The sequence below is a fragment of the Phyllobacterium sp. 628 genome (assembly GCF_014189505.1).
Lineage (GTDB): Bacteria > Pseudomonadota > Alphaproteobacteria > Rhizobiales > Rhizobiaceae > Phyllobacterium.
This window is the reverse complement of record NZ_CP050300.1, coordinates 270197-292208: the sequence shown is the minus strand read 5'-3', so window position 1 is coordinate 292208 and position 22012 is coordinate 270197. Positions and strand designations below refer to the sequence as shown.

The 22012-nt window shown below is 55.9% G+C and carries 22 protein-coding genes and 1 pseudogene; 12 read left to right on the top strand and 11 right to left on the bottom strand.

Annotation, left to right across the window (positions count from 1 at the left end):
* Window positions 1-3: 3 nt before the first annotated feature.
* From flgG to HB779_RS01285, 8 genes are all read right to left on the bottom strand, one after another.
* A complete protein-coding gene (gene flgG, locus HB779_RS01320; protein WP_188342299.1) occupies window positions 4-792 on the bottom strand; it encodes a flagellar basal-body rod protein FlgG in 789 nt (262 codons plus the stop codon).
* Between the two features lie 9 nt (window positions 793-801).
* Window positions 802-1119 (bottom strand): flagellar hook-basal body complex protein FliE, encoded by a 318-nt coding sequence (locus HB779_RS01315; protein WP_188342298.1) that lies wholly within the window; start codon window positions 1117-1119, stop codon window positions 802-804.
* Window positions 1119-1538, bottom strand: coding sequence for a flagellar basal body rod protein FlgC (flgC, locus tag HB779_RS01310; protein WP_188342297.1), 420 nt, complete (start codon window positions 1536-1538; stop codon window positions 1119-1121). The genes HB779_RS01315 and flgC overlap by 1 nt, the downstream gene beginning before the upstream one ends.
* A 4-nt stretch (window positions 1539-1542) precedes the next feature.
* Window positions 1543-1923, bottom strand: a complete 381-nt coding sequence (gene flgB / locus HB779_RS01305) for a flagellar basal body rod protein FlgB (protein WP_188342296.1) — start codon at window positions 1921-1923, stop codon at window positions 1543-1545.
* A gap of 119 nt (window positions 1924-2042) precedes the next feature.
* The gene (locus HB779_RS01300; protein WP_188342295.1) at window positions 2043-2618 is read right to left on the bottom strand and encodes a hypothetical protein; all 576 of its coding nucleotides are present in this window, start codon (window positions 2616-2618) and stop codon (window positions 2043-2045) included.
* Window positions 2615-3991, bottom strand: coding sequence for a flagellar protein export ATPase FliI (gene fliI, locus HB779_RS01295; RefSeq protein WP_188342294.1), 1377 nt, complete (start codon window positions 3989-3991; stop codon window positions 2615-2617). The genes HB779_RS01300 and fliI overlap by 4 nt, the downstream gene beginning before the upstream one ends.
* A 31-nt stretch (window positions 3992-4022) precedes the next feature.
* A complete protein-coding gene (gene flgF / locus HB779_RS01290; RefSeq protein WP_188342472.1) occupies window positions 4023-4748 on the bottom strand; it encodes a flagellar basal-body rod protein FlgF in 726 nt (241 codons plus the stop codon).
* Complete coding sequence (locus HB779_RS01285) at window positions 4745-5524, bottom strand: DUF1217 domain-containing protein (RefSeq protein ID WP_188342293.1); 780 nt, start codon at window positions 5522-5524, stop codon at window positions 4745-4747. The genes flgF and HB779_RS01285 overlap by 4 nt, the downstream gene beginning before the upstream one ends.
* Before the next feature lie 160 nt (window positions 5525-5684).
* Here HB779_RS01285 and motA point away from each other — a divergent pair, with 160 nt between their 5' ends.
* Genes motA through HB779_RS01250 form a run of 7 tightly spaced genes read left to right on the top strand, consistent with a single transcriptional unit; the run spans window position 5685 to window position 10995 of the window.
* Window positions 5685-6557, top strand: coding sequence for a flagellar motor stator protein MotA (gene motA, locus HB779_RS01280; protein WP_188342292.1), 873 nt, complete (start codon window positions 5685-5687; stop codon window positions 6555-6557).
* Between the two features lie 8 nt (window positions 6558-6565).
* Window positions 6566-7504 (top strand): FliM/FliN family flagellar motor switch protein, encoded by a 939-nt coding sequence (locus tag HB779_RS01275; RefSeq protein WP_188342291.1) that lies wholly within the window; start codon window positions 6566-6568, stop codon window positions 7502-7504.
* Window positions 7485-7967 (top strand): BAB2_0123 family type IV secretion system effector, encoded by a 483-nt coding sequence (locus tag HB779_RS01270; RefSeq protein WP_188342290.1) that lies wholly within the window; start codon window positions 7485-7487, stop codon window positions 7965-7967. The genes HB779_RS01275 and HB779_RS01270 overlap by 20 nt, the downstream gene beginning before the upstream one ends.
* Before the next feature lie 27 nt (window positions 7968-7994).
* Window positions 7995-8348 (top strand): flagellar motor switch protein FliN, encoded by a 354-nt coding sequence (gene fliN / locus HB779_RS01265; RefSeq protein ID WP_188342289.1) that lies wholly within the window; start codon window positions 7995-7997, stop codon window positions 8346-8348.
* Window positions 8349-8402: 54 nt separating this feature from the next.
* Window positions 8403-9431 carry a flagellar motor switch protein FliG gene (locus HB779_RS01260; RefSeq protein ID WP_188342288.1) on the top strand — a complete coding sequence of 343 codons (1029 nt, stop codon included), beginning with the start codon at window positions 8403-8405 and terminating at the stop codon, window positions 9429-9431.
* Between the two features lie 11 nt (window positions 9432-9442).
* Window positions 9443-10507 (top strand): flagellar biosynthesis protein FlhB, encoded by a 1065-nt coding sequence (gene flhB, locus HB779_RS01255; RefSeq protein WP_188342287.1) that lies wholly within the window; start codon window positions 9443-9445, stop codon window positions 10505-10507.
* Between the two features lie 26 nt (window positions 10508-10533).
* Window positions 10534-10995, top strand: a complete 462-nt coding sequence (locus HB779_RS01250) for a hypothetical protein (RefSeq protein WP_188342286.1) — start codon at window positions 10534-10536, stop codon at window positions 10993-10995.
* 10 nt (window positions 10996-11005) lie between these two features.
* Here the strand turns inward: HB779_RS01250 and HB779_RS01245 are convergent, their stop codons facing one another.
* Window positions 11006-11800: a helix-turn-helix transcriptional regulator gene (locus HB779_RS01245; RefSeq protein WP_188342285.1), complete on the bottom strand. Its 795-nt coding sequence runs from the start codon at window positions 11798-11800 to the stop codon at window positions 11006-11008.
* Between the two features lie 506 nt (window positions 11801-12306).
* Between HB779_RS01245 and HB779_RS01240 the strand changes: the two genes are divergently transcribed.
* Window positions 12307-13461 (top strand): DUF3095 domain-containing protein, encoded by a 1155-nt coding sequence (locus HB779_RS01240; protein ID WP_188342284.1) that lies wholly within the window; start codon window positions 12307-12309, stop codon window positions 13459-13461.
* Between the two features lie 9 nt (window positions 13462-13470).
* Here the strand turns inward: HB779_RS01240 and HB779_RS01235 are convergent, their stop codons facing one another.
* Window positions 13471-14838 carry a nucleotide sugar dehydrogenase gene (locus HB779_RS01235; protein WP_188342283.1) on the bottom strand — a complete coding sequence of 456 codons (1368 nt, stop codon included), beginning with the start codon at window positions 14836-14838 and terminating at the stop codon, window positions 13471-13473.
* A 165-nt stretch (window positions 14839-15003) separates the two neighbouring features.
* Complete coding sequence (locus HB779_RS01230; protein ID WP_188342282.1) at window positions 15004-15396, bottom strand: GFA family protein; 393 nt, start codon at window positions 15394-15396, stop codon at window positions 15004-15006.
* A 393-nt stretch (window positions 15397-15789) separates the two neighbouring features.
* On the opposite strand from HB779_RS01230, the gene HB779_RS01225 reads away from it, so the two are divergent.
* The 4 genes and pseudogenes from HB779_RS01225 (at window position 15790) to HB779_RS01210 (ending at window position 22012) form a co-directional block, all read left to right on the top strand.
* Window positions 15790-17130, top strand: coding sequence for an adenylate/guanylate cyclase domain-containing protein (locus HB779_RS01225; protein WP_188342281.1), 1341 nt, complete (start codon window positions 15790-15792; stop codon window positions 17128-17130).
* Window positions 17127-18087 (top strand): annotated as a pseudogene (locus HB779_RS01220) (polysaccharide lyase). The gene HB779_RS01225 and the pseudogene HB779_RS01220 overlap by 4 nt, the downstream one beginning before the upstream one ends.
* Before the next feature lie 137 nt (window positions 18088-18224).
* A complete protein-coding gene (locus HB779_RS01215) occupies window positions 18225-20114 on the top strand; it encodes an ABC transporter ATP-binding protein (RefSeq protein WP_188342280.1) in 1890 nt (629 codons plus the stop codon).
* A complete protein-coding gene (locus tag HB779_RS01210) occupies window positions 20108-22012 on the top strand; it encodes an ABC transporter substrate-binding protein (protein WP_188342279.1) in 1905 nt (634 codons plus the stop codon). The genes HB779_RS01215 and HB779_RS01210 overlap by 7 nt, the downstream gene beginning before the upstream one ends.

The window sequence follows — 22012 nt, the reverse complement described above, 5'->3', positions numbered from 1 at the left end:
TCCTCAGCGCAGGTTCTTCGATACGACAGACGCCATATCGTCGGCAGCCTGAATGACTTTGGAGTTCATTTCATATGCACGCTGTGCGGTGATCAGGTCGGTGATTTCCTTGACCGGATCAACGTTTGAACTTTCCAGCCAGCCCTGTTTGAGCGTAGCAAAACCCGGATCGCCGGGAACGCCCACAACAGGATCGCCGGAGGCTTCGGTCTGCTTGTAGAGATTGTCACCGAGCGGTTCGAGACCTGCTTCGTTGGCGAAGTTGGCAATCTGCAACTGACCGAGATTAACCAGTTGGGTCTGGTCCGCCATCTTGGCGAAAACCTGACCGGAATCGTTGATCTTGACCTCGACTGCCCCGGTGGGAACGACGATGTTGGGCTCGACCTGATTGCCATCCAGCGTGACAAGCTGTCCGGTGGCATTGGTGTTGAACGCACCGGCGCGGGTATAGAGCGTTTCACCGGCTGTGTTCTGGATCTGGAACCAGCCGCGCCCGGTCAAAGCCACGTCAAACGGGTTGCCCGTCTGGTTGAGGCCACCCTGGATATGCAGGTTGCGCACGGCGGATGTCTGGACGCCCAGCCCGACCATCGCTCCTTCCGGAATGATGCTCTGGTTCGCCATATTCGGCACACCGGCAGTACGTTCTGCCTGATACAGCAAATCCGAGAACTCAGCTTTGGCGCGCTTGAACCCGGTCGTGTTGATATTGGCGATGTTGTTGGCAATCACTTCCAGATTGAGCTGCTGGGCATTCATACCGGTGGCAGCGATGGTGAGCGCTTTCATTCTGATTCCTTAAATCGGCATACGGCTGATTTCGAGATAGGCCTGGACGATCTTGTCGCGGATGGCGATGGCCGTTTGCAGCGACTTTTCCGCGTCCATAACCGCGTTCACCACATCGCGTGTGGGTACGTCGCCTGTCATGCTCTTGAGGGAGACAGCTTCGGCGCTTTCCAGCTTGCCGGTGAGCTGCGACAGGACATTGTCGAACGAAGGCTGGCCGGCTGTGGCAGCAGGCGATGTGGCGCCCGAGGTTGCGGTCTGGTTGACAGTTTCCGACAACTTGGAAAGGGCGTTGCGGGTGGAAACACTGAGTAGCTGGTCTATCATCAGGAATTCCTCAAGAGATCGACGGTCATTGCAATCAGCTCGCGTGCTTGCTTGACCACCTGGAGATTGGCTTCATAGGAGCGGTTGGCTTCGCGCATGTCCGCCATTTCGACGACCATGTTGACATTGGGATATTTGACCATGCCCTTGGCATCGGCAGCCGGATGGCTTGGGTCGTATTCTTCGGTAAAATTGGAGACGTCGTGGCCCACTTCAGCGATGCGCACAGTCTCGACCCCGGTGCTGCGATCAAGTTCCGTCGCAAAGGATACGGTTTTGCGCCGATAGGGATCGCTGCCGGATGTCTTGCCGGTTGATTGGGCATTGGCGAGGTTTTCGGAGACGATGCGCAGCCGCGTTGACTGGGCGGAGAGACCGGAAGCCGCAACCTTGAGGGCCGCTTGTAGTGGATCTGACATCTGTTCAGGCCTTTACCGCAGACAGCATCATGCGATGAAATGCTTTGACGATGCTGGTGTTGAGCGCGAATTCCCGGTTGATCTCGCCGGACTTGACCATTTCCGATTCGAGACTGACCGTGTTTTTGGAATGGTTCTGTTCGGTGACCTCGTCCTTGCGCAGCGCCGTTGCGGCAATACCCGACGCATTGATTTCCAGATGCTTTGAATTGGTGGCGGTCATTGTCAGCTGGGTTTGCTCCAGCACATCCTTGAATGGCTCGACATCCCGCGCCTTGAAGCCGGGCGTATTGGCATTGGCGACATTGCCGGAAATCGTAGCCTGCCGGACAGACAGCCACTCAGCCTGACGCGACGCCAATTCGAACAGATGAATTTCCTGCATGTTATGCCCCGCATCCCAACCGATCAACTAGGGGCAATCTAGGCTGTCAAACTTGCGTGAGACTTGTGGCGCGGTCAGCTTGGGAACTTATGTAAGAATGACAAGTCATTTGGGCGGTTTCAGTTCGTCCGGTTGATCACATCGCCATCGGATGTCTTGATGTGCCAGGAACCGCTGTTGCTGCCGCGCTCGATTGCCACCAGCGTGCTGCCATCGGGCAGAGGCGAGCCTTTTTCGACAAACCAGTAGCCCGTATCGTCTTCGATCATCACCAGTCCGCCGACGACTTCGCGCAGCAGGAAAACCGGTTTGGCCGGATAAGGTTGTTTGCTGGCGGCATCGATACCGGCCAGTCTGTCACCCGTGAGCGCCGAGGTGGTGGCTGTGGTCATCGGGTCAAGTTCGCCGTCACGTGTTTTGGACTGGGAAACTTCAACACCATTGTTCTTGCGCACCACCTTCTGGTTTGCGCGATTGAGCGGATCGCGAACGGTTTTGCCCGTTGTTTCAGGCTTTGGCCGCGCTTCCAGAATGTCGTAGTACATGACGAAAGGCAGGATGGCGCAGATCGTTGCAAGAACAAAGCCCGCGCCCTTGATATATCCATCGAACCGTTTGTCGCGCTGGCGGCGCGGCTTGGCATCAATCGCTTCCTCGCCTTGTGGAGGAGTGCCCGTGGTTTTCGGTTTTGTCATGACCCCTCCTTTGGCCGAAGCGCCGATGCAAGATCACTATAGGGATCATGCGAGAGCGGCGAAGCCGGTGTTTGCTGCATGGCATCGTAGATGCGCGGAACCAGATTGACCGCCTGATCGAGATAGGGATCGCTGCCCTCCTGATAGGCACCGATCATCCGCAGGTCGCGCGTTTCTTCAAAGCGGGCAATCAGGCCGCGCAGACTGGTGGCAAGCTTTGCCTGATCCACGGACCAGTTGTGCTGCGCCAGACGCGAAATGGAGCCGAGAATATCCATCGCCGGAAAACGGCCCTGTGCAGCAATGGCGCGATCAAGCACGATATGCCCGTCCAGCGTGCCGCGAATTGCATCGGAGATCGGGTCATTGTGATCGTCGCCATCGACAAGCACAGCATAGATGCCGGTGATCGTTCCGCCGTTCAACGTGCCCGGCCCGGCCCGCTCGAGCAGGCGCGGCAACTGGCTGAACACGCTGGGTGGATAGCCGCGTGACACTGGCGGCTCACCTGCCGCAATGGCGATCTCGCGGGCAGCATGGGCAAAACGGGTGATGGAATCGACGATCAGCAGAACATTGTCACCAAGATCGCGGAAATATTCGGCAATGGCTGTTGCCGTGTTGGGCGCAAGTCGGCGCATCATCGGGCTTTCGTCGCCTGTGGCAACCACAGTGATGGTCTTGCCGAGTTTGCCGGCCATGGTGTCTTCGAGCATGTCGCGCACCTCGCGGCCGCGTTCGCCGGTCAGCGCCAGCACAACGGTGTCGAAATCCGTCGCCTTCGTCATCATCGCCAGAAGCGTGGATTTTCCGACGCCAGAACCGGCAAACACACCCATACGCTGGCCAAAGCACATCGGAGCAAACACATCGACAACATTGACGCCGGTTCTGAGCCCTATCTCGACGCGGCTGCGGTTCATGGCGAGCGGCGCCGGACAATCGACCGGTCTCGGATCGGCCCCGGCGGTCAGCAGACCCTTGTCATCCAGCGGCTGTCCGAGCGCATTGATCACCCTGCCCTTCCAGTCAGGAGCCGGGGCAATGCGAAACGGACCTTCCGGAAAAACAGCGGTTCCGAGCGACGGCATGACACGGTCATCGAAAGGTTTGACCAGTACCCGTGTCTGCTCGATCCGCACCACTTCGGCGGGATAGAGCTTGTTGTCGCTGCGGATGGTGACCATATCGCCGAGCTGCGCGCGTTCGGAAATGCCACGTACACCGATGGCTGAACGGGAAACCTCGTTGACGTAGCCGCCCACAGCGACAGGCATGGCGGACTGGGTGACCTGCGAGACAAGCCGTGCCAAGGCCTCGAGACTGCCTGTCCCGTTGCTCATGGTTGGCAAGGCTGATTCAAGATCGTGCATGCTTATCCGGCGAGCTCACGAAGGCTTCGCATCAGGTTTTTGATCCGAGGGTCTTGATGCCTTCGGAAAAGGTGTTTTCGTTGCCGCGCAACAATGAATCAATCCGTTCGAAGGCACGCGTGACACTCATAAGCCGCGTCATTTCGCTGATAGCATCGACGTTTGAACCTTCGATCGAGCCTTGAATAACCCCCGCATGCGGGTTGTCGATTGCCGGCTGAGCGGTAATGCTCGGAATGACAGCCGAATTGTCGAAATAGGTCAGCTTCGCGTTGGGATTGATGGTGAACAGCCCGATCGTTCCAATCTGACGCTTGTTCTGGTAAATCGCGCCATCAGCTGAAATGTCCGGCGGTCCGCCATTCGGGTCAATCGTCAAGGGTTGACCACCCGCATCGAGAAACGAATAGCCCTTGACCGAGAGAAGCTCACCCGTCGCTGACATCTGCATTCGCCCGTCGCGGGTAAAGACCTGGCCGGCAGGTGTCTGCAGGGAAAACCAGACGTCGCCCTTAGCTGCGATATCAAGTGGATTGCCTGTTGGGCTGATTGGGCCTGCATCGGTCTTGATATAGCTCTGACCGGCGGAAACGAAGCTGGAATCCTCGGCGGCTTTCGACACCATCGTTTCGAACTTCATGCCCGTGGCGCGGAAACCTGGCGTCGACATGTTCGCAACATTGTGAGCCAGCGCATCGAGGCGACGCTCCAGCGATATCTGCGATGACAGGCCGACATAGATTGAATTTTCCATCAGCGGCCACCCAGCTTGAAGGATTGCAATGTTGCGAGAATATCCTGCGAGATGCCGACATTGCTTTGCCCGCCGATCAGCAGGGATGCGATACTGGGCGCAGACGAGGGATTGTTCATTTCATACATCGCTGTAAATCGCGTCAGGAGCTTTTCCAGTTTTACCGGATCCTTCAGTGATGCCAGATCCAGTTTGTCGGTGACCATCTTGGCCTGCCGGTCAATATCCATGTTGGAGGTTTGCGTTGGAATCGAAAACGTCGTCTGGAAGACCTTCAGCAAAGCCTTGTCGCCAAGGATTTCATAGGCATTGGTGATCGTCGGTGCCTTGCGGGCAAAATAGAGCGCAAGCCGGACGCCTTCATTCTGTTGACCGGCTTCCTGTTCGAGTGTCTGCCGCGCGTATTTGTCCGTAACCGGCTTGAGCACGGCTGGCTGGCTCGTCGCCTTGTCGCCAAGCTTGGCGAAATCGAATGTCGTGGCAAATTCAAGGTAGCGTTTGTCGGTCAACTTGCTGGCGAAACTGTCCTTGCCGGTGCCCTCGGTGAGAACCTTCTTGATGAATGCCTTGGCAAATGTCATGTCCTCGAGACCAGCCGCCTTCATGGCATATTTGTAAAGCCGGTCATTTTTCATGAGATCATCGATGGTTTTCACCTTGCCGATGTTCTTCAGGTAATAGTCGGTATCACGCTGAACGGCCGGTTCCTTCGCGACGCGATCGAGCGAACGCGGCAGGTTGGAAGAGATCAACTTGTAACTCGTCATCGTGCTAACCATGCGCGGCGCTCCCAAAGCTTTCGCATATCTTTGCCAAATCAAGCTTGCCTGAAGCTGTCGCTGTTGTCTGCTGCTGAAATGAGCCTGTCATTGCCTGCAAGGTTCACGCAAGCCGGACTTGCTACCTCTGCACTGCTGGCAATATTTGCAGGAGAGTGCTTTGGGTATCCTTATTGGACTTGTTGTAACGATGGGGTGTCTCCTTGGCGGGTTTATCGCCATGGGCGGGCATGTCAGCGTTCTTATGCAGCCATGGGAATTCGTCATCATCGGCGGTTCGGCGCTCGGCACCTTCCTCGTTGCCAATCCCTTCTCGGCAGTCAAGGATACCGGCCGCGCCTGCATGGAAGCCTTCACCAACAAGGTACCCAAACAGCGCGATTATCTCGACGTTCTCGGTGTTCTCTATGCGCTGATGCGCGAGTTGCGGGCGAAATCCCGCAATGAAGTTGAAGTTCACATCGACAATCCAACGGAATCAACCATTTTTCAGGCATTTCCAAGTGTTCTCAAGAACCATGACCTGACGCATTTCATCTGCGATTATTGCCGCTTGATCATCATCGGCAATGCCCGCTCGCACGAAATCGAAGCGCTGATGGACGAAGAAATCCATACGATCTCGCGCGACAAGCTGAAGCCTTACCATGCCATGGTCAGTATTTCCGAAGGCCTGCCCGCGCTTGGTATTGTCGCGGCCGTGCTTGGCGTCATCAAGGCCATGGGCGCGTTGAACGAATCGCCCGAAGTGCTCGGGCATCTGATCGGCGCGGCGCTGGTTGGAACCTTTGCCGGTATCTTCCTGTCCTATGGTGTGGTCGGCCCCATCGCCACCAAGATCAAGATGACGCGCGAGAAGCAGAACCGGCTCTATATGATCGTCAAGCAGACATTGCTGGCCTATATGAATGGCGCTCTACCACAGATCGCGCTGGAATATGGCCGCAAGACAATTTCGGCCTATGATCGCCCGTCAATTGATGTGGTCGAGCAGGAAACGATCTCGACCATCCCCATGCAGCAGGCGGCATAGGCTGAGCCATGGATGTCGAGACGGAACAGAAAAGACCTGATGTCCTGGCAGAAAGCATTCTGCGCGCTGCCGGCATGTCGGTTGATGATCTCAAGTCGCTTGAAACAGTGTTTCGCGATCTGGCAACATCTTTTGCCGGTAAAATAGCTGCGCAGACCGATGTGGCCATTTCGGCGGAATTTGTCCGCATGGAATCCATCGAGAAGGACGCCATCGCCAATACATTGCTGCGCTCGGGTCTGATTGGAACGGTGCAGGTGGTCAAATGGGGTTCACGCCTGCTACTCGCCGCCGACCGGGCGTTTGTTGATTGCGGCGTCGATGCGCTGTTCGGCTCCGGTGCAAGCCAGGATAGTGTTGCCCCGCAACGGGCGATGACGTCGGTTGATCTGGGTGTTGCCCGGCAAATCTTTTCCGATGTGACGGGCTCGCTTGATCATATGTTTGCAAGCGGCAACGAGGCGCTCTTTCAGGTCGCGGACCTCATCGAGGCTGCCCACTTTGCTCCCACAACAGTTACCGATACCCGTATGATCTGCTGCACGATGCTGCTGAAGGTTGGCGGACGGGTGGGGCAAATCATCATTATGATGCCGCGCTCAAGTTTCCGGCCCATGCAGGATGCCATTGCGCGCATGCTGCAGCAGCCGGCGCATCATTCAGACCCGACCTGGGCGAAAAAGCTGCGGCTCGAAGTCAGCCGCGCCCATATCGATATTGAAGCCTATCTGCAGCAGGGATCGATGACGCTCGAGCAGATTGCTTTGCTCAAGCCTGGACAAATCCTGCAACTGCCAAAAGACGCCATCAATCAGGTGCGTCTGCGCAGTGGCAAACAGGCACTCTACAAGTGCCGTCTTGGCAAGACCGGTACTGCCTTTACCGTGCGTATTACTGACCCGATCAATGAAGAGGAGGATTTGCTCGATGAGCTTGCTGCTGGCTAATCTCATTTCGGTGGCCGTGATAACCACGGGCCTGATCGTCTTTTTCGTTACCCTGCGCAAAGCCAACAAGTTGACGGCGATGAGTCGCGCCTTGGCGCAGCAGGTGGCCGGTTCAGCCAAGAGCCTCGAGCAGGCGCTGCAGCTTCTGCAGAACGAGCGCGAAACCTGCCGGGATGAAAGCGTGCGGCTGGAAGCCAAACTCAAGGATTCCGATCGGGCACGAACCGAAATGACACGGACCATTCATCTGGTTGAACGTGCCAGAAACGAGTTCAAGGACAATGTCCGCCCATTCCCGGCCATCGATCCAGCGCAGCGAAACGCAGCTCCGGCTTCTGTTGCCCAGCCCGCCGCTGCTGCGCCGCCTGCTGTTCCGGTTCAGCCCGCTGCTCCGGCAAAAGTCCTGCCCGTTTTCGTCAACCGCATCGTCCGTAGCGCCGATGTGGCAAGCGTCGTCCTTTAACCCCTGCTCTGACCGGGATTTCATATCATGGCCATATCCGACAAAAATTCGATCGAAGACGAGCTCAACGAAGCCATCGAAGATCTCAAACGCGATGAGCCACAGCAGGCGCGCAAGCCTGCCGGGTCAAAGCCCAATATCGATCTTATCATGGGCATTCCGGTCGACGTGCAGGTGGTGCTTGGCAGCACGTCAATGCCGGTGGCCAATCTGATGAAGCTGGGGCGCGGCGCGGTTGTCACACTCGACAAGCAGATCGGTGATCCCGTGGATATCGTCGTCAATGGCCGGGTTATAGCCCGGGGTGAAGTTATCGTCCTTGAGGATGATTCATCGCGCTTTGGCGTCAGCCTGACTGAAGTGATCGGCAGCGGCGGTTAATTCGCTGCCCCCGTCTTTGTACTCTTCCTCTGAAATCTCGAGAAGCCGGACCGCATGAGCGATCAAGATACACCTCAAGGCGAAAACACCATTCAGGATCTCAGTGGTCCGGAAAAGGTGGCGGCATTGCTCGTGGCGATTGGCCGCCCATCCGCATCACGGCTTCTCAAGCACTTCACGGCGGATGATCTGCGTTCGCTTGCCGGTCACGCGCGCAAGCTTGAGCCAATCACACCGGGGAATTTCGAAGAGCTGGTCAAGGAATTTGAAAACGCCTTTGCCGATGGCGCGCCGGTATCCGAGGCCGGAATGCGCTTTGAAGGGCTGCTGCGCGAAACGCTGTCAGCGGAAGATGCCAGTGCAGTCATTGAAAACCGCCGCCCGGAATTGCTGACACAGGAATCCGTCTGGGACATTCTCCCCCGCGTTCCGCTCGATGTCCTGCAAACCTATCTATCGGCGCAGCACCCTCAGGTCACAGCCTATATCATTTCCCGCCTGCCCTCCGATGTAGCCGCACGGCTGCTGATCAGTTTTGCGCCGCAGGAGCGCAGCACAATCATCCAGCGCACTTTGCACATTCGTAAGGTCGGTCCGTCTGCCATAGCCATGCTGGAAGCAATCCTGCAGCGCGAGGTCACCGGCAAAGACAATTCAGGCTCAGAAAAGAGCCATCACGGCACCATTGCCAATATTATCAACCAGCTGGAAAAAGCGGAAATCGACGAATTGCTCGCGGGCCTCACCGATCTGGGTGCCGAGGACCTTGCCAAGATCAAGGCCAAGCTGTTCACTTTCGAAGATATTATCCGCATATCGCAACGCGCACGGCTCATTCTCTTCGATGAAATCCAGACGGATGTGGTTACCTCTGCGCTGCACGGTTGCGAGCCACGGCTGCAGGAACTCATTCTTCAATCCCTGTCGACCCGCGGCCGCCGCATGGTCGAAACCGAGTTGTCGAGCCAGACGAACATCAACGCCAACACGGTCACCGAAGCACGCCGCTCGATTGCGCGCACCGCTATCACTCTTGCCGAGCGGGGAGATATCAAACTCGAGCCGCAAGAACCCGAAACGTGATCCTCTGAGCCATGTCAGACGATACTGACAAGGAAAGCAAAACCGAGGAAGCCACTGAGAAGAAAATCAGTGATGCGGTCGAGAAGGGCAATCTTCCCGTCTCGCGGGAAGCGCCCATTCTCGCTTCCATTGTCGCGTTTCTGATCATCATGGTTTTTGTCGCTGTTCCCAGCGGTTCAAAACTTGTTTCCTTCCTGTCGGCCCTGATCGACAAGCCGGAGGAATGGCGGCTCAACAGTGCGCAGGATGCAAGGCAGTTGTTCGGTATCATTGGTATCGCCGTGGGCACAGCGCTGGTTCCGGTGTTCATCATCATACCGCTTGCCGGTATTTTGGCGTCAGTCCTGCAGAACGCGCCGCGCATGGTCTTCGATCGCATCCAGCCGCAATTCTCCCGTGTATCACCCGCCAAGGGATGGACGCGCATTTTCGGTTCGGCAGGACGGGTGGAGTTTCTGAAATCGACGTTCAAGTTCTTCGCCGCCAGCGTCATCGTGTTCATGATGTTCTTCCGCAGCAGCCATTTCTTCATCGACACGATTATAACCGAGCCGAGCCAGCTGCCGGAGCTTATTCGCAGCAATATCACACGGCTTTTGGCATCGGTGACCATAGCCGTGACCGCACTGGCCGCTTTCGATCTTGCCTGGACGCGCATTCATTGGCGCAGCGAACTACGCATGACAAAGCAGGAAATCAAGGACGAACACAAGCAGGCCGAAGGCGATCCGATCCTGAAGGCGCGCCTGCGCTCACTGGGCCGCAACAGAGCCCGCCAGCGGATGATTGCCTCTGTTCCAACTGCCACGCTGATCGTCGCAAATCCGACACACTTCTCGGTTGCTCTCCGCTACAGCCCGGAGAAGGATCCGGCGCCTATTGTTGTTGCCAAGGGGCAGGATCTGATTGCTTTGAAGATCAGGGAAATTGCCCAAGCAAGTGACATACCGGTTTTTGAAAATGTAGCATTGGCACGGGCATTGTATAAGCAAGTTCAAGTTAACAATGCTATTGCGCCAGAATTTTACAAAGCAGTGGCGGAACTTATTCAATTCGTTAATGTGCGTCGTAAATAATGTTGACGCCTTGGTCGGGTACACAGATGAAGAGAACGCAATATTCGGCAACTCGGGTCGAGATAATCTCGAGCCAAATGACAGAGGTCATACGGGATATTCGTCTCGTTGAGGTCGCTGACTATATTGCATTCATACGATGTGAGTTGTTTGGCAATATTGCTGATATCGTCAACTCTGCAACAGAGCTGACTTTCTATCCCGATACTTTAACGTTTGGCCTTGGCGGAGAATATAAACTTGACTGGAATACATCGCCCAAGGTGATGCTGGATCTTGAGTTCAAGAATATGGGTGTGAACGCCTATTTCCGCCTGACATTATCCTCGGAAGGCGAAGAGATTGACCTGCATCACGTGCGGTTTGCCGTGGCGGGCCAGACCCCTGCGCATAATACGGCACTCCTGGCCGAAGCATTTGAAAATGCGCGTCTGCCAAAGCTGACATCTGCGGACACCCCGGCGACGTTCAAACAAAATTTGCTTTAGCAGAATCGCTTTAGAGATAGGCCTTGGCAACTGCCGGAATATCGATGACGCCGAGTGCGAGCGCCGTTGCTACGGTTGAGGTCCGGTTGGAACAGCCCAGCTTGTTCTTGGCGTTCTGCAGATAGGTAACGACTGTCCAGCGAGCAATATTCAATATTTCGCCAATCTCACCATCCGTCTTGCCGTTTGCCGCCCAGAAGAGGCAGTCGATTTCACGTTTGGTTAGAAGATTGGCAATGATGGCGGCAAGGGCTGGATTACGGCTGCCATGCAACGCATTGTGAACCCGCGCCGATGCGGCTGACAATTGCTTGCGTTTGCGCTCGATGAAAGCTGTCTGATCCTCATCGCCAGTGTCGAACGTAAAGAGTGTGATGCCCCTGAATCCGAAGGGATTGGTCGCGCAAACGGCAAGATAAAGATTGCCGAGGCCACGTCTTTGCGCGTCCCGGAAGTAATGCGTGGCAGCGGGTGCGAGGGCTGGCTCCGAAGTCAGGTTGCGAATTGTGCCCGGCGCATCGGCACGGGGCGGAAACAACGACATTCCCTGCATGATGGGATCGATCTTGATGTAGTCCTTGGCGAAATAGCGCAGCATCCAGCTGACCGGGTATGTGGTCAGGAGCGGCAGATGCTCGTCCACCACATCAGCGCCCGGACGGGGCTCAGGATGGCCTATATGGGCAAGATATTGACAGTCGACCTGGTGCTTGACGTCCCTGAGCATCTCAAGTGTGTCACCGGCGACAGTTTCTTTGAACAGACCCTTCTGAAAGTCGGGAAAATGAGTCAGTTCAAGATTCATTGGATACACGTCATTCCTCTTACCCCAACGATTTGTCAGGGCCCGTAGCGGGATTTTTTGGATTTCGGATAGCTTTTATTTTCAGGGATTTAACAGCTTCTCCATGCTTGCACGAGACCAGCAGACAGACAAGTCGATGAACAATTGTATTTGCAGTTTTTCACATATTTACTGTAAAAAACAATCTCCGGTTGTTTGAGATAGACCTCACTCAGGCCGCAATCTGTGGTTGTCTGTGCTATTCGTAGCAAACCATACGGTAAATGTCTGTATTTTGTTGAGCTTGATGATGGTTTCAGTCATTTTCCCTCAAGAATCAGTCAGTTTCCGTATTCATCTAATCAAGAAGTAATCGCAAGTACAACCGACGCGCGCATTTGTATTTTATCCTTTTTGCACATTGCATGAGGTATTTGGCTGGCCTCGGAAACCCCCATGCGAGTATTCATTTGGCGCCGTGTTTTTCCTTCGTCGCCTGTGCCTTGAGAATATGCTAGTTCCTTCTCATGGGTGATATTTCAAACGACAATTTCTTCGATACACTTCCGGTCTTCGTTGAATTCGAGGGTGTGGCGGATACGAACAATTATAAACCGCTTCCGGATGACTGGATGCTGGCGACGGCGGACATTGTCGGCTCGACCAAAGCAATCGGGGAAGGCCGCTACAAAGCCGTGAACATGGCCGGTGCAAGTGTTATTTCCGCCCTGCTCAATGCGCTTGGCAAGCGTGACTATCCATTTGTCTTTGGCGGTGATGGTGCCTTGGTCGCAATACCCGCCTCCGCGACCGAGCAGGCCAGAGAAGCGCTTGCAGCCGTTCAGGCCTGGGTGCACGACGATCTGCAATTGACGCTGCGCGCTGCGCTCGTGCCAATGCGTGACATCAAGGCCCAAGGTCTTGAGGTGCGCGTTGCCCGCTTCAGCGCCAGTCCGGACGTTTTTTATGCCATGTTCACCGGTGGCGGCAGCAGTTGGGCCGAGGCGCAAATGAAAGCCGGGAAATATGCCATTGCGGCGGCTCAAGCGGGAACACGGCCTGATCTGACAGGTCTCTCCTGCCGCTGGAATCCGATACAGGCGCGCAACGGTGAAATCCTGTCGATTATTGCTGTTCCCGGGGACGCAGGCGCCAGTGCGCCATTCCAGCACCTTGTCAGTGAAATCGTTGCCATTGCCGCCGAACAAAACCGTGGTGCGCATCCCCTGCCCGAGGAGGGGCCGCCCATAACGGTAACGACAAAGGGTCTCGATACGGAAGCGCGGGCTTCTGCACCCAAGGGAAAGCGTTTTCTGCGAAAAATTGCCATTCTTGGCCAAATTTTCCTGACCGTCGCGCTCGACAGATTGGGTCTTAAGCTGGGAACGTTTGATCCGAAACAATACAAACGTGATGTGGCGCAGAATTCAGATTTCCGGAAGTTCGACGATGGTCTCAAAATGACCATTGATATCGATGCGGCACGGCTGCGCCGCATCGAAACGCTGCTTGAAAACGCTTCCAAGGCCGGGATTGCCCGCTATGGCCTGCACAAACAGGACTCCGCGCTGATGACCTGTTTCGTACCAACGCCCATGTCACGCAACCACATCCATTTCATTGATGGCGCGGCGGGCGGCTACGCTATGGCGGCGAGCAATCTCAAGGCGAAGCTTGCCTGAACGGCTTCCTCAGGACTTGACGATGTGTTCGGCTGCAAGGCCGAGCTTGGTGAAGATATTGCGGGTATCGACAATCAATGGCGACCACTTCGCCAGCGCTGCATAATCCACGCCGTCATGATCGGTTGAAACCAGTATGGCGTCGTAAGACCTCACGGTCTTTTCATCGAGATCCACCGAAGAACGGCCTTTCAGCGCCATATACTCGCGGGTGGACGGAATCTCGGCGACGAAGGGATCGTGATAGTCCGCCCTGCCTCCGCGCTCCTCGATAAGCTCGATCAGGCGCAGCGATGGGCTTTCGCGGATGTCCGGCACGTTCTTCTTGTAGGCTAGCCCGAGAACAAGCACGCGGGAACGGCTCAATGCCTTGCCGGCACGCATATCCAGCGCTTCGGCCAGCTTACCGACAACATAGCGCGGCATGGCGGAATTGATCTCGCCCGCCAGTTCGATGAAGCGCGTCGGCAACTCGTATTCGCGCGACTTCCAGGTGAGATAAAACGGATCGATCGGTATGCAATGTCCGCCCAGTCCGGGTCCCGGATAGAACGGCATATAGCCGAAGGGTTTGGTCTTGGCCGCTTCGATGACTTCCCAGATATCGATGCCCATGGCGGAATAGACAGTCTTGAGCTCATTGACGAGCGCAATATTGACTGCGCGAAAGATGTTTTCGGTGAGCTTGACGGCTTCGGCCGTTGCATTGGAGGAGACCGGGACGACAGTCTTGACTGCGGCGCCATAAAACGCCTGCATCAACTGGCCCGCTTCCGGCCCATCGCCGGCGACAATTTTCGGGATGGTCGAGGTTTGAAAATCACGGTTGCCCGGATCTTCGCGCTCCGGCGAAAAGCCGAGGAAGAAATCCACGCCTGATTTGAGGCCGGTCTTCTCCAGAATGGTTTTTACGACGTCATCGGTGGTGCCGGGATAGGTGGTCGACTCCAGTACGATCAATTGGCCGGGGCGCAATGTCGCCGCGATGGAATGGCAGGTGGCTTCGACGAAAGACAGATCGGGATCACGGTGCTTGGTGAGCGGGGTTGGCACGCAAATGATGATCACATCACAATTGGCGAGCCCGGCAAAATCGCTGGTCGAGCGGAACCGGCCCTGCCCTGCTTCCGTCGCAAGGGCGCTGTCAGTCACCGCTTCGATGTAGGAGCTGCCCGCATCCAGAGCAACGATCTTCTTCGGATCAATATCAAAACCCGTCACCGGGAACCCGCTATGGGCCAGCGTTATGGCAAGGGGAAGACCAACGTAACCGAGGCCGATGACACCGGCGTGGGCTGTCCCGTTTTCGATCTTTGTTGAAAGCGCTGTGAAGGGAGAGGAGGAAACGGCCAAGGCGATCTCTTCTTTGCGAGGCATGCCGCCTCGGCGGATGCGATTGAGGCCATAAAGCAGGCCCGGAATTTGTCCGGTTTAGATGGCTTGCCCGCACACAACTGTCAAGCAAGGGGCGTGGGGTCACCCGTGTCACAAACAGGTGATGCAATCAAAGCTATGCGATGCCGATGTAGTGACAGATGCGACTTACTCTTCAAAACGACTCGTGGCATCACGGTCGCGGTCGTATCGCCGCATCAGCGGAAATTGTGGCAACCAGGCCTCGCGGCGGATGGTCCAGAGTTCGTAGGTTGGTATCAGTTGGTCAGGGGCATCCAGGGATCCCAGATTCACTTCGATTTCATCTGCAGTGCGCGCAAAAACCGGCGAGCCGCAGTTAGGACAAAAAAACCGCCCGGCATAGTCCCGCGTTTCGCCACTAATTGTCACCGCATCCTGAGGGAATATCGCGGAAGCGTGAAAAAGCGCCCCATGATGCTTGCGGCAGTCGAGACAGTGACAAAGGCCGACCCGGTATGGAGGTCCTGATGCCACAATTCGGACGTTTCCGCACAGGCACCCGCCCGTGAATCGGTCCATGCTGTGTCTCCTTTGAAACCAAGCGGCTGCAATATTTACAACGAACGATACAGTCATTGCAATTGCCTGCTGCTCTCCTGACAGGAGGCTGTCAGGAGAGTGACTTCGCGGAGGCAATTATCCCGTGACGCTCTATTGTTTCGGATCGATGACATGCCCATTTCAAAGATAGAACAACAGGGTATTCAAAGAGGACCGCCCGTCACCCATCCGCATGAGTTGTATTGGACCAGTCATTTCCAGCTGACGCCGCCGTTGGCGGCGTTGACACTGGTGCCCGGTTCGCTCATCCTGTCCCCCGTATCTGCTTGTTTTGGGTATGATTTTTCGTGCCCGGCCGATCATGGGACAGCGTGTTGAGGCTGGACGTGGCTCGCAAGGACAGGACGAGTGATGAGTACGAACCAGACCGATGTTTCCACCATACTTCTCGATAAGGTAGCAGACTGGCTCACGCGCTCGTCCCTTGCGGGTGAAAATCTTGAGACAATTGTGCGTGGATTTTGTGAACGTATTGCTGCAGCGGGTCTGCCGCTGGCCCGCGTGCATCTAACCTTCTCCATGCTCCACCCGCTTTACGATGCGCTTGGCTTTACGTGGCAGCGCTCGAGCGGTCTCGTGGTCGAAGGTTATCGCCATACGCCCGGCGAAAAGCCCGAGCGCTTCCTTCTCAGCCCCTATTATTATCTTCTCACAAACAATCTTGAACATGTCCGCCGCCGTATCGATGCCGATGGACCCAATGAATTTCCAATATTCGATGAGTTGCGGCAGCAGGGAGTGACCGATTATCTGGCCTTTGTGCAGCCATTCAGCGGCGAGTCCGCGCAAGGCATGATGGGTTCCTGGTCAACTGACAGCAAAGCTGGGTTCAGCGAAAGCATGATCGGCGCATTGCTGAAACTGCAGAATCATCTGGCTGTCGCTGCGAAGATGGCGGTTCTCGGCAAGCTCGCCGACAATATGCTGACGACCTATCTTGGCGGGAATGCCGGCAAGCGCGTGCTGAATGGCCAGATCCGGCGCGGCGATGGCGAAACCATCCGTGCCGCGCTGGTTATGGGCGATATGCGTCAATCAACCATGTTGGCCGAAAAGGAGGGCCGTCAGGCCTATATCGATACGCTCAATCATTTCTTTGACGCGATAGCTGCCCCGTTCAATCGCGGCGGCGGTGAGATTTTGAGCTTCATGGGCGATGGTTTTCTCGCCGTCTATCCATGCGGACGGCATAAGGATCCGTCGAAAGTTGCTTGTCAGGCCGCGCTTTCCGCCGTCTTCAAGGCGCAGGCCCGCGTTTCCGAACTCAACAGGGAACGGCGCAAGGATGGTTTGAGCGATGTCCGTTACGGTATCGGCTTGCATGTCGGCAATGTCATGTTTGGCAATGTCGGTCTGAAAGACCGCCTGACATTTTCCGCCTTCGGCTCGGCGGTCAACGAGGTGCAGCGCCTGCAGGGACTGACGAAGAAATATTCGCGCGAGGTGGTCGCCAGCCAGGCATTTGCCACCTATTGTGGCGGCGACTGGACGACACTGGGCGAAGAGAAATTGCGTGGTGTCGGCCAGAAAGTTACGGTTCTTCTGCCGAAACAGTCTATTGCTGTGCCTCAGGAGGATGCTTTCGACGAGGTCTCCTATGATGGTCTGTCAGAAGCCGAACAGGTGATGTTGCTGCACCGTGACGCCAAGATACAGGATCAGAGGCCCCTTCTGGAGAAGTTCATGCAATGAAGCGAAAGATCGTCCTGATGGCCGCCTTGTTTGCTGGTTTAAACATGTCCCCCGCAACTGCCGAGCCAAAGAGCGATGTGCTCGTGGATGGTTTTGACGGTAAGGATTTTTCGCCTGCCGGTGGACTTTATTACCGCAAGAACTTTGAGCAGAGCGCCGGGACTGTCGAATTCCAATCCGAGGTGACGCGGACAGGCGGGGGTGCACTCAAACTGAGTGTCAAACCATTATGCCCCGGTGTAAAAAAACAACTGCAGCGAACGGGCCGAAATCTGGGAAAAGACCGATAAGCGTGTCCCCTACAATGAAGGTGTCTGGTACGGATTTGCCGTCAAGTTTGCCGATCCGATACCAAGCGGTGACCACCGTTATCTGATCGCCCAATGGAAACGGGAAATCGGGCCGAAAGCAGTGGGCGATTTCAGTCCGTTTCTGGCGCTGCGGCTCAATCAGGGCAAATTGTTTGCCACGATCGAAACCAATTACATTGCGCCGCTGAAAGCTGAAGGAACCACGACCGTCAAGGCATGTGGCGATGATCAGACGCGGGTGTGGCTGCGGCCGGACACCAACCAGATGCGTGCGCTTGTGGCGACGGATTCCACCTGGACGCCGCAGGATGGCAAGCAGTTCAACACCTGTACCAATGCGATCACGCTGATCGATCGGGGCAACAAGCTGCCGACGCCCGGTTCCGGCTGGATCGATTTTGCCATTTATACCAAGCCTGGACCCGACGGTTCCGGGCATGTCGAGATATTTGCCAACAATAAGTGGATTGTCACGATCAAGGGTCATATTGGTCACAACGACAAAGGTCTTGGCAAGAATCAGTATTTCAAATTCGGCCCCTATCGTGCGGCGGACGACAGGAATTGGACGCTCTATTATGACGACTTCCGCCGCTCGCCCCGGTGCGAAGATGTCATGGATGCGCAATTCTGCCCGGTACTGTAAGGGCTGGCGCACCGAAACGATCCCCAACAGGGTGGTGTTGTCATCAGCATGTGACCCAACTGGACTCACTGTATATCGTGAGATAGTCTGGGTTTAATGGCGGCAATAAAAAGCGCTTTGGGGAACAAAAAACTGGCATGACGTCGGGGTCTGATCTGTTGCGTATTGAAAATCTCGGCATCTCGTTTTCGATGCTGGGAGGGCGTATGCATGTCGTCAAAGGCGCAAATCTGCGCATCCTTCCGGGTAAGGTGACGGCACTCGTTGGTGAATCCGGTTCCGGAAAATCCGTTATCAGCCAATCGGTTATGGGTATCCTGCCCAATACGGCTGCGGTGACAGGCAAAATATTGTTCACGGATCCCGTTGACGGGAAAACCACCGATATTCTGCAACTGGAACGGGATGGGCCTGAAATCAGAGCGCTGCGCGGCAGCCGCATGGCCAAGATCTTTCAGGAACCAATGACCTCGTTGTCGCCGCTGCACACGGTCGGCAACCAGATCAGCGAAGTTCTGGCAATCCATACCAAAGCAACCAAATCCGAACGCCGGTCCCAGACCGAAGAGATGCTCGGGCTTGTGGGGTTCTCCAATCCCAAGCGCACCTATGACATGTACCCGTTTGAGCTGTCCGGCGGTATGCGCCAGCGTGCCATGATCGCCATGGCGCTGATCTGCCGCCCTGCTTTGTTGATTGCTGACGAGCCGACAACCGCGCTTGATGTGACCATTCAGGCGCAAATTCTCGAACTGCTGCGCAATCTCCAGCACAAGCTCAATATGGCAATGCTGTTGATCACCCATGATCTTGGCGTTGTTGCCAACATGGCCGATGAAGTGGTGGTGATCTATCATGGCGAGATCATGGAAGCCGGGCCGGTTGATGCGATATTCCGCAATCCGCAGCATCCCTATCTGAAGGGCCTGATGGCCGCTATTCCGCATTTCGATATGAAGCCCGGCGAGCGCCTGAAAGCCTTGCGTGAGGTGCCGGTCAATTCGGGCGCATTGTGGGGCAAGAAAAAGCAGGAAGAGTCCGCGCCTGACGTCCTGCTCTCAGTGCGAAACCTGACCAAGACCTACGGCATCCGGAAATCCGGATTGTTCGGCAAACAGGACAAGACCCGAATTCGTGCAGTTGACGGCGTCAGCTTCGATATCAGGCGCGGGGAATGTCTCGGGCTCGTGGGTGAGAGCGGTTGTGGCAAGACCACGGTCAGCAAAATTCTGATGCGCGCCATTACGCCCGATGGTGGCTCCGTCACGTTTGACGATGGCAAAGGCAAGATCGATGTGCTTGCCGCGCAGGGTGCAAAACTGATGGAACTGCGCACCAAGATCCAGATGGTGTTTCAGGATCCGGTATCCTCGCTTTCGCCGCGCATGACGGTGCAGAATATTCTGAGCGAGCCGCTGGAAATTCATGGTCGCGGCGACAAGGCGTACCGGCTGGAGAAGGTGCGGGCACTGATGCAGGCCATTGGTCTCGACCAGCGCTACCTCAATCGCTATCCGCACAGTTTTTCCGGTGGGCAGCGGCAGCGTATCGGCATCGCGCGGGCGCTGGCGCTCGGGCCGCAATTGCTGATCTGCGACGAGCCTGTCTCGGCGCTGGATGTTTCGGTACAGGCGCAGATTCTCAATCTGCTCAAAGATCTGCAGAAGGAATTGGGCCTGACTTACCTCTTCATTTCGCATAATCTGGCAGTGGTCGATTATATGGCGGATCGAATTGCCGTGATGTGCGCTGGCCGTATTGTCGAGATTGCCCCGCGCGAAATTATCCTGCGGGACCCGGTGCATCCCTATACCCGCGCGCTTCTCGCGGCCGTGCCCTTCCCCGATCTCGATCGTCCCCTCGACTTCAAAACTTTGAAGGCCAGCGGTGCATCGGATCAGCACGCCTGGGGACCGAATTTTTCCGGCGAGGACAGTGACGACCCGCTGTCACCGGCCGATCTCGGCAATGGCCATCTGGTGCTCGCAAGGCGCAATGCCGATGCACGGGAATTACGCGCGTGGTAACGCGGCGCACGGTCCTGGGTGTGCTCGCATCCGCCATGGTGCCGGCTACGGTGAAGGCCGCCGATCGCGAACGCGAGCCGGAATTCCTTGCAGACCGGCTGCGTGCCACGAGCCTGCCGCCGCTGGTACAGCGTTTGCCGAAGCACCCGCGTATCATCAACATGAAGGAAATCGGCCGTGTTCCCGGCCAATATGGCGGAACAGTCCGCACCATTATTGGCAGCGGAAAAGATATCCGCTTCATGACGATCTATGGCTATGCCCGTCTGGTCGGCTATGACGAGCATCTTGTCTTGCGCCCTGACGTGCTTGAATCGTTCGAATCGGAAAATGATACGGTTTTCACCTTCCGGATTCGTGAAGGCCATAGATGGTCTGATGGCTCGCCATTGACCGCGGATGATTTCAGCTATTGGTGGAATGATGTCCTTCTGAATGCGGATTTGACACCGGGTGGTGGTGCGCTTGAGCTGCGTATTGACGGAAAGCTGCCCAAGTTTGAAGTCATCGATCCGCTGACGGTTCGTTATTCCTGGGAAGCGCCCAACCCTGACTTTCTTCCCACGCTCGCTGCCCCGCAGGCATTGGTTATTGTTGGCCCGTCAGCCTATTTGAAGAAATTCCACAAGGACTATCAGGACAAGTTCCGGCTTCAGGCCCTGATGAAGGAAAACCGGGTCAAGAAATGGGCGGACCTTCACATCAAGATGGCGCGGCAATATCGTCCGGAAAATCCGGAACTGCCGGTGCTTGATCCATGGGTCAATACAACGACGTCGCCAGCCGAACAATTTGTTTTTGATCGCAATCCGTTCTTTCATCGCGTGGACGAGAATGGGCGGCAATTGCCCTATATCGACCGTTTCATCCTGAATGTCAGTTCATCGTCAATCATTCCGGCCAAGGCGGGTGCAGGCGAAAGCGATCTGCAGGCGACGGGTGTGGATTTCACCGATTATACCTTCCTGAAGGATGCGGAAAAACGTTACCCGGTGAAAGTCGACCTGTGGAAGATGATCCGTGGCTCGCGCGTTGCGATCGTGCCCAATTTGAATTACGTGGATGATGGCTGGCGTAATCTGTTCCGGGATGTGCGCTTCCGCCGTGCCCTATCGCTGGGTACTGACCGGCACGAAATCAATATGGCGGTATTCTACGGCCTTGGAACGCCAAGTGCCGATACGGTATTGCCGGAAAGCCCGCTCTATAAACCCGAATATGCCAAAGCCTGGATTGAACACAATCCTGATAAGGCCAATGCCCTGCTCGATGAGTTGGGTATGCAGAACCGCAATGATGACGGCGTCCGCCTTTTACCCGATGGCCGCCCTGCTGAGATTACAATAGAGTCACCCGGCGAGAGTACGCTCGATACGGACGTACTCGAACTCGTGACGGATCATTGGCGCAAGCTTGGCCTGGCACTGTACACGCGCACGTCGCAGCGCGATATTTTCCGCAGCCGGGCGCAGGGTGGCCGGATCATGATGTCGATCTGGTATGGCATTGCCAATGGCGTTGCTACGCCGGATATGAATCCCGGACAGTTGGCCCCAACCATGGACGATCAATACCAGTGGCCGGTCTGGGGCAGACATTATCTTTCACTCGGGCAGAATGGTGAAGCGCCCGATCTGCCGGCGGCAGTGGAGCTTCTTGCCCTGCAGCACCAGTGGCGCAAATCCGCGCATATGCAGGAGCGCACGGAAATATGGCATAAGATGCTGTCGATTTTCACCGATCAAGTGTTCTCCATTGGGCTGGTCAACGGAACGTTGCAGCCCATCATGCGATCATCCCGTTTGCAGAATGTCCCTGAGAAGGGCCTCTACGGGTTTGATCCGACTTGCTATCTCGGAATCTATATGCCCGACACCTTCTGGCTGAAGGAGGGCTGA

Bases quoted from the DNA above. Each gene is read 5' to 3' on its own strand.
- fliI (WP_188342294.1), bottom strand. From the start codon at position 3,991: ATGCACGATCTTGAATCAGCCTTGCCAACCATGAGCAACGGGACAGGC.
- HB779_RS01260 (WP_188342288.1), top strand. From the start codon at position 8,403: ATGAGCGATCAAGATACACCTCAAGGCGAAAACACCATTCAGGATCTC.
- HB779_RS01225 (WP_188342281.1), top strand. From the start codon at position 15,790: ATGAGTACGAACCAGACCGATGTTTCCACCATACTTCTCGATAAGGTA.
- HB779_RS01245 (WP_188342285.1), bottom strand. From the start codon at position 11,800: ATGAATCTTGAACTGACTCATTTTCCCGACTTTCAGAAGGGTCTGTTC.
- flgB (WP_188342296.1), bottom strand. From the start codon at position 1,923: ATGCAGGAAATTCATCTGTTCGAATTGGCGTCGCGTCAGGCTGAGTGG.
- HB779_RS01270 (WP_188342290.1), top strand. From the start codon at position 7,485: ATGAGCTTGCTGCTGGCTAATCTCATTTCGGTGGCCGTGATAACCACG.
- HB779_RS01230 (WP_188342282.1), bottom strand. From the start codon at position 15,396: ATGGACCGATTCACGGGCGGGTGCCTGTGCGGAAACGTCCGAATTGTG.
- HB779_RS01285 (WP_188342293.1), bottom strand. From the start codon at position 5,524: ATGGTTAGCACGATGACGAGTTACAAGTTGATCTCTTCCAACCTGCCG.
- HB779_RS01235 (WP_188342283.1), bottom strand. From the start codon at position 14,838: ATGCCTCGCAAAGAAGAGATCGCCTTGGCCGTTTCCTCCTCTCCCTTC.
- flgC (WP_188342297.1), bottom strand. From the start codon at position 1,538: ATGTCAGATCCACTACAAGCGGCCCTCAAGGTTGCGGCTTCCGGTCTC.
- HB779_RS01275 (WP_188342291.1), top strand. From the start codon at position 6,566: ATGGATGTCGAGACGGAACAGAAAAGACCTGATGTCCTGGCAGAAAGC.
- HB779_RS01315 (WP_188342298.1), bottom strand. From the start codon at position 1,119: ATGATAGACCAGCTACTCAGTGTTTCCACCCGCAACGCCCTTTCCAAG.
- HB779_RS01250 (WP_188342286.1), top strand. From the start codon at position 10,534: ATGAAGAGAACGCAATATTCGGCAACTCGGGTCGAGATAATCTCGAGC.
- HB779_RS01240 (WP_188342284.1), top strand. From the start codon at position 12,307: ATGGGTGATATTTCAAACGACAATTTCTTCGATACACTTCCGGTCTTC.
- flhB (WP_188342287.1), top strand. From the start codon at position 9,443: ATGTCAGACGATACTGACAAGGAAAGCAAAACCGAGGAAGCCACTGAG.
- HB779_RS01300 (WP_188342295.1), bottom strand. From the start codon at position 2,618: ATGACAAAACCGAAAACCACGGGCACTCCTCCACAAGGCGAGGAAGCG.
- fliN (WP_188342289.1), top strand. From the start codon at position 7,995: ATGGCCATATCCGACAAAAATTCGATCGAAGACGAGCTCAACGAAGCC.
- flgG (WP_188342299.1), bottom strand. From the start codon at position 792: ATGAAAGCGCTCACCATCGCTGCCACCGGTATGAATGCCCAGCAGCTC.
- HB779_RS01215 (WP_188342280.1), top strand. From the start codon at position 18,225: ATGACGTCGGGGTCTGATCTGTTGCGTATTGAAAATCTCGGCATCTCG.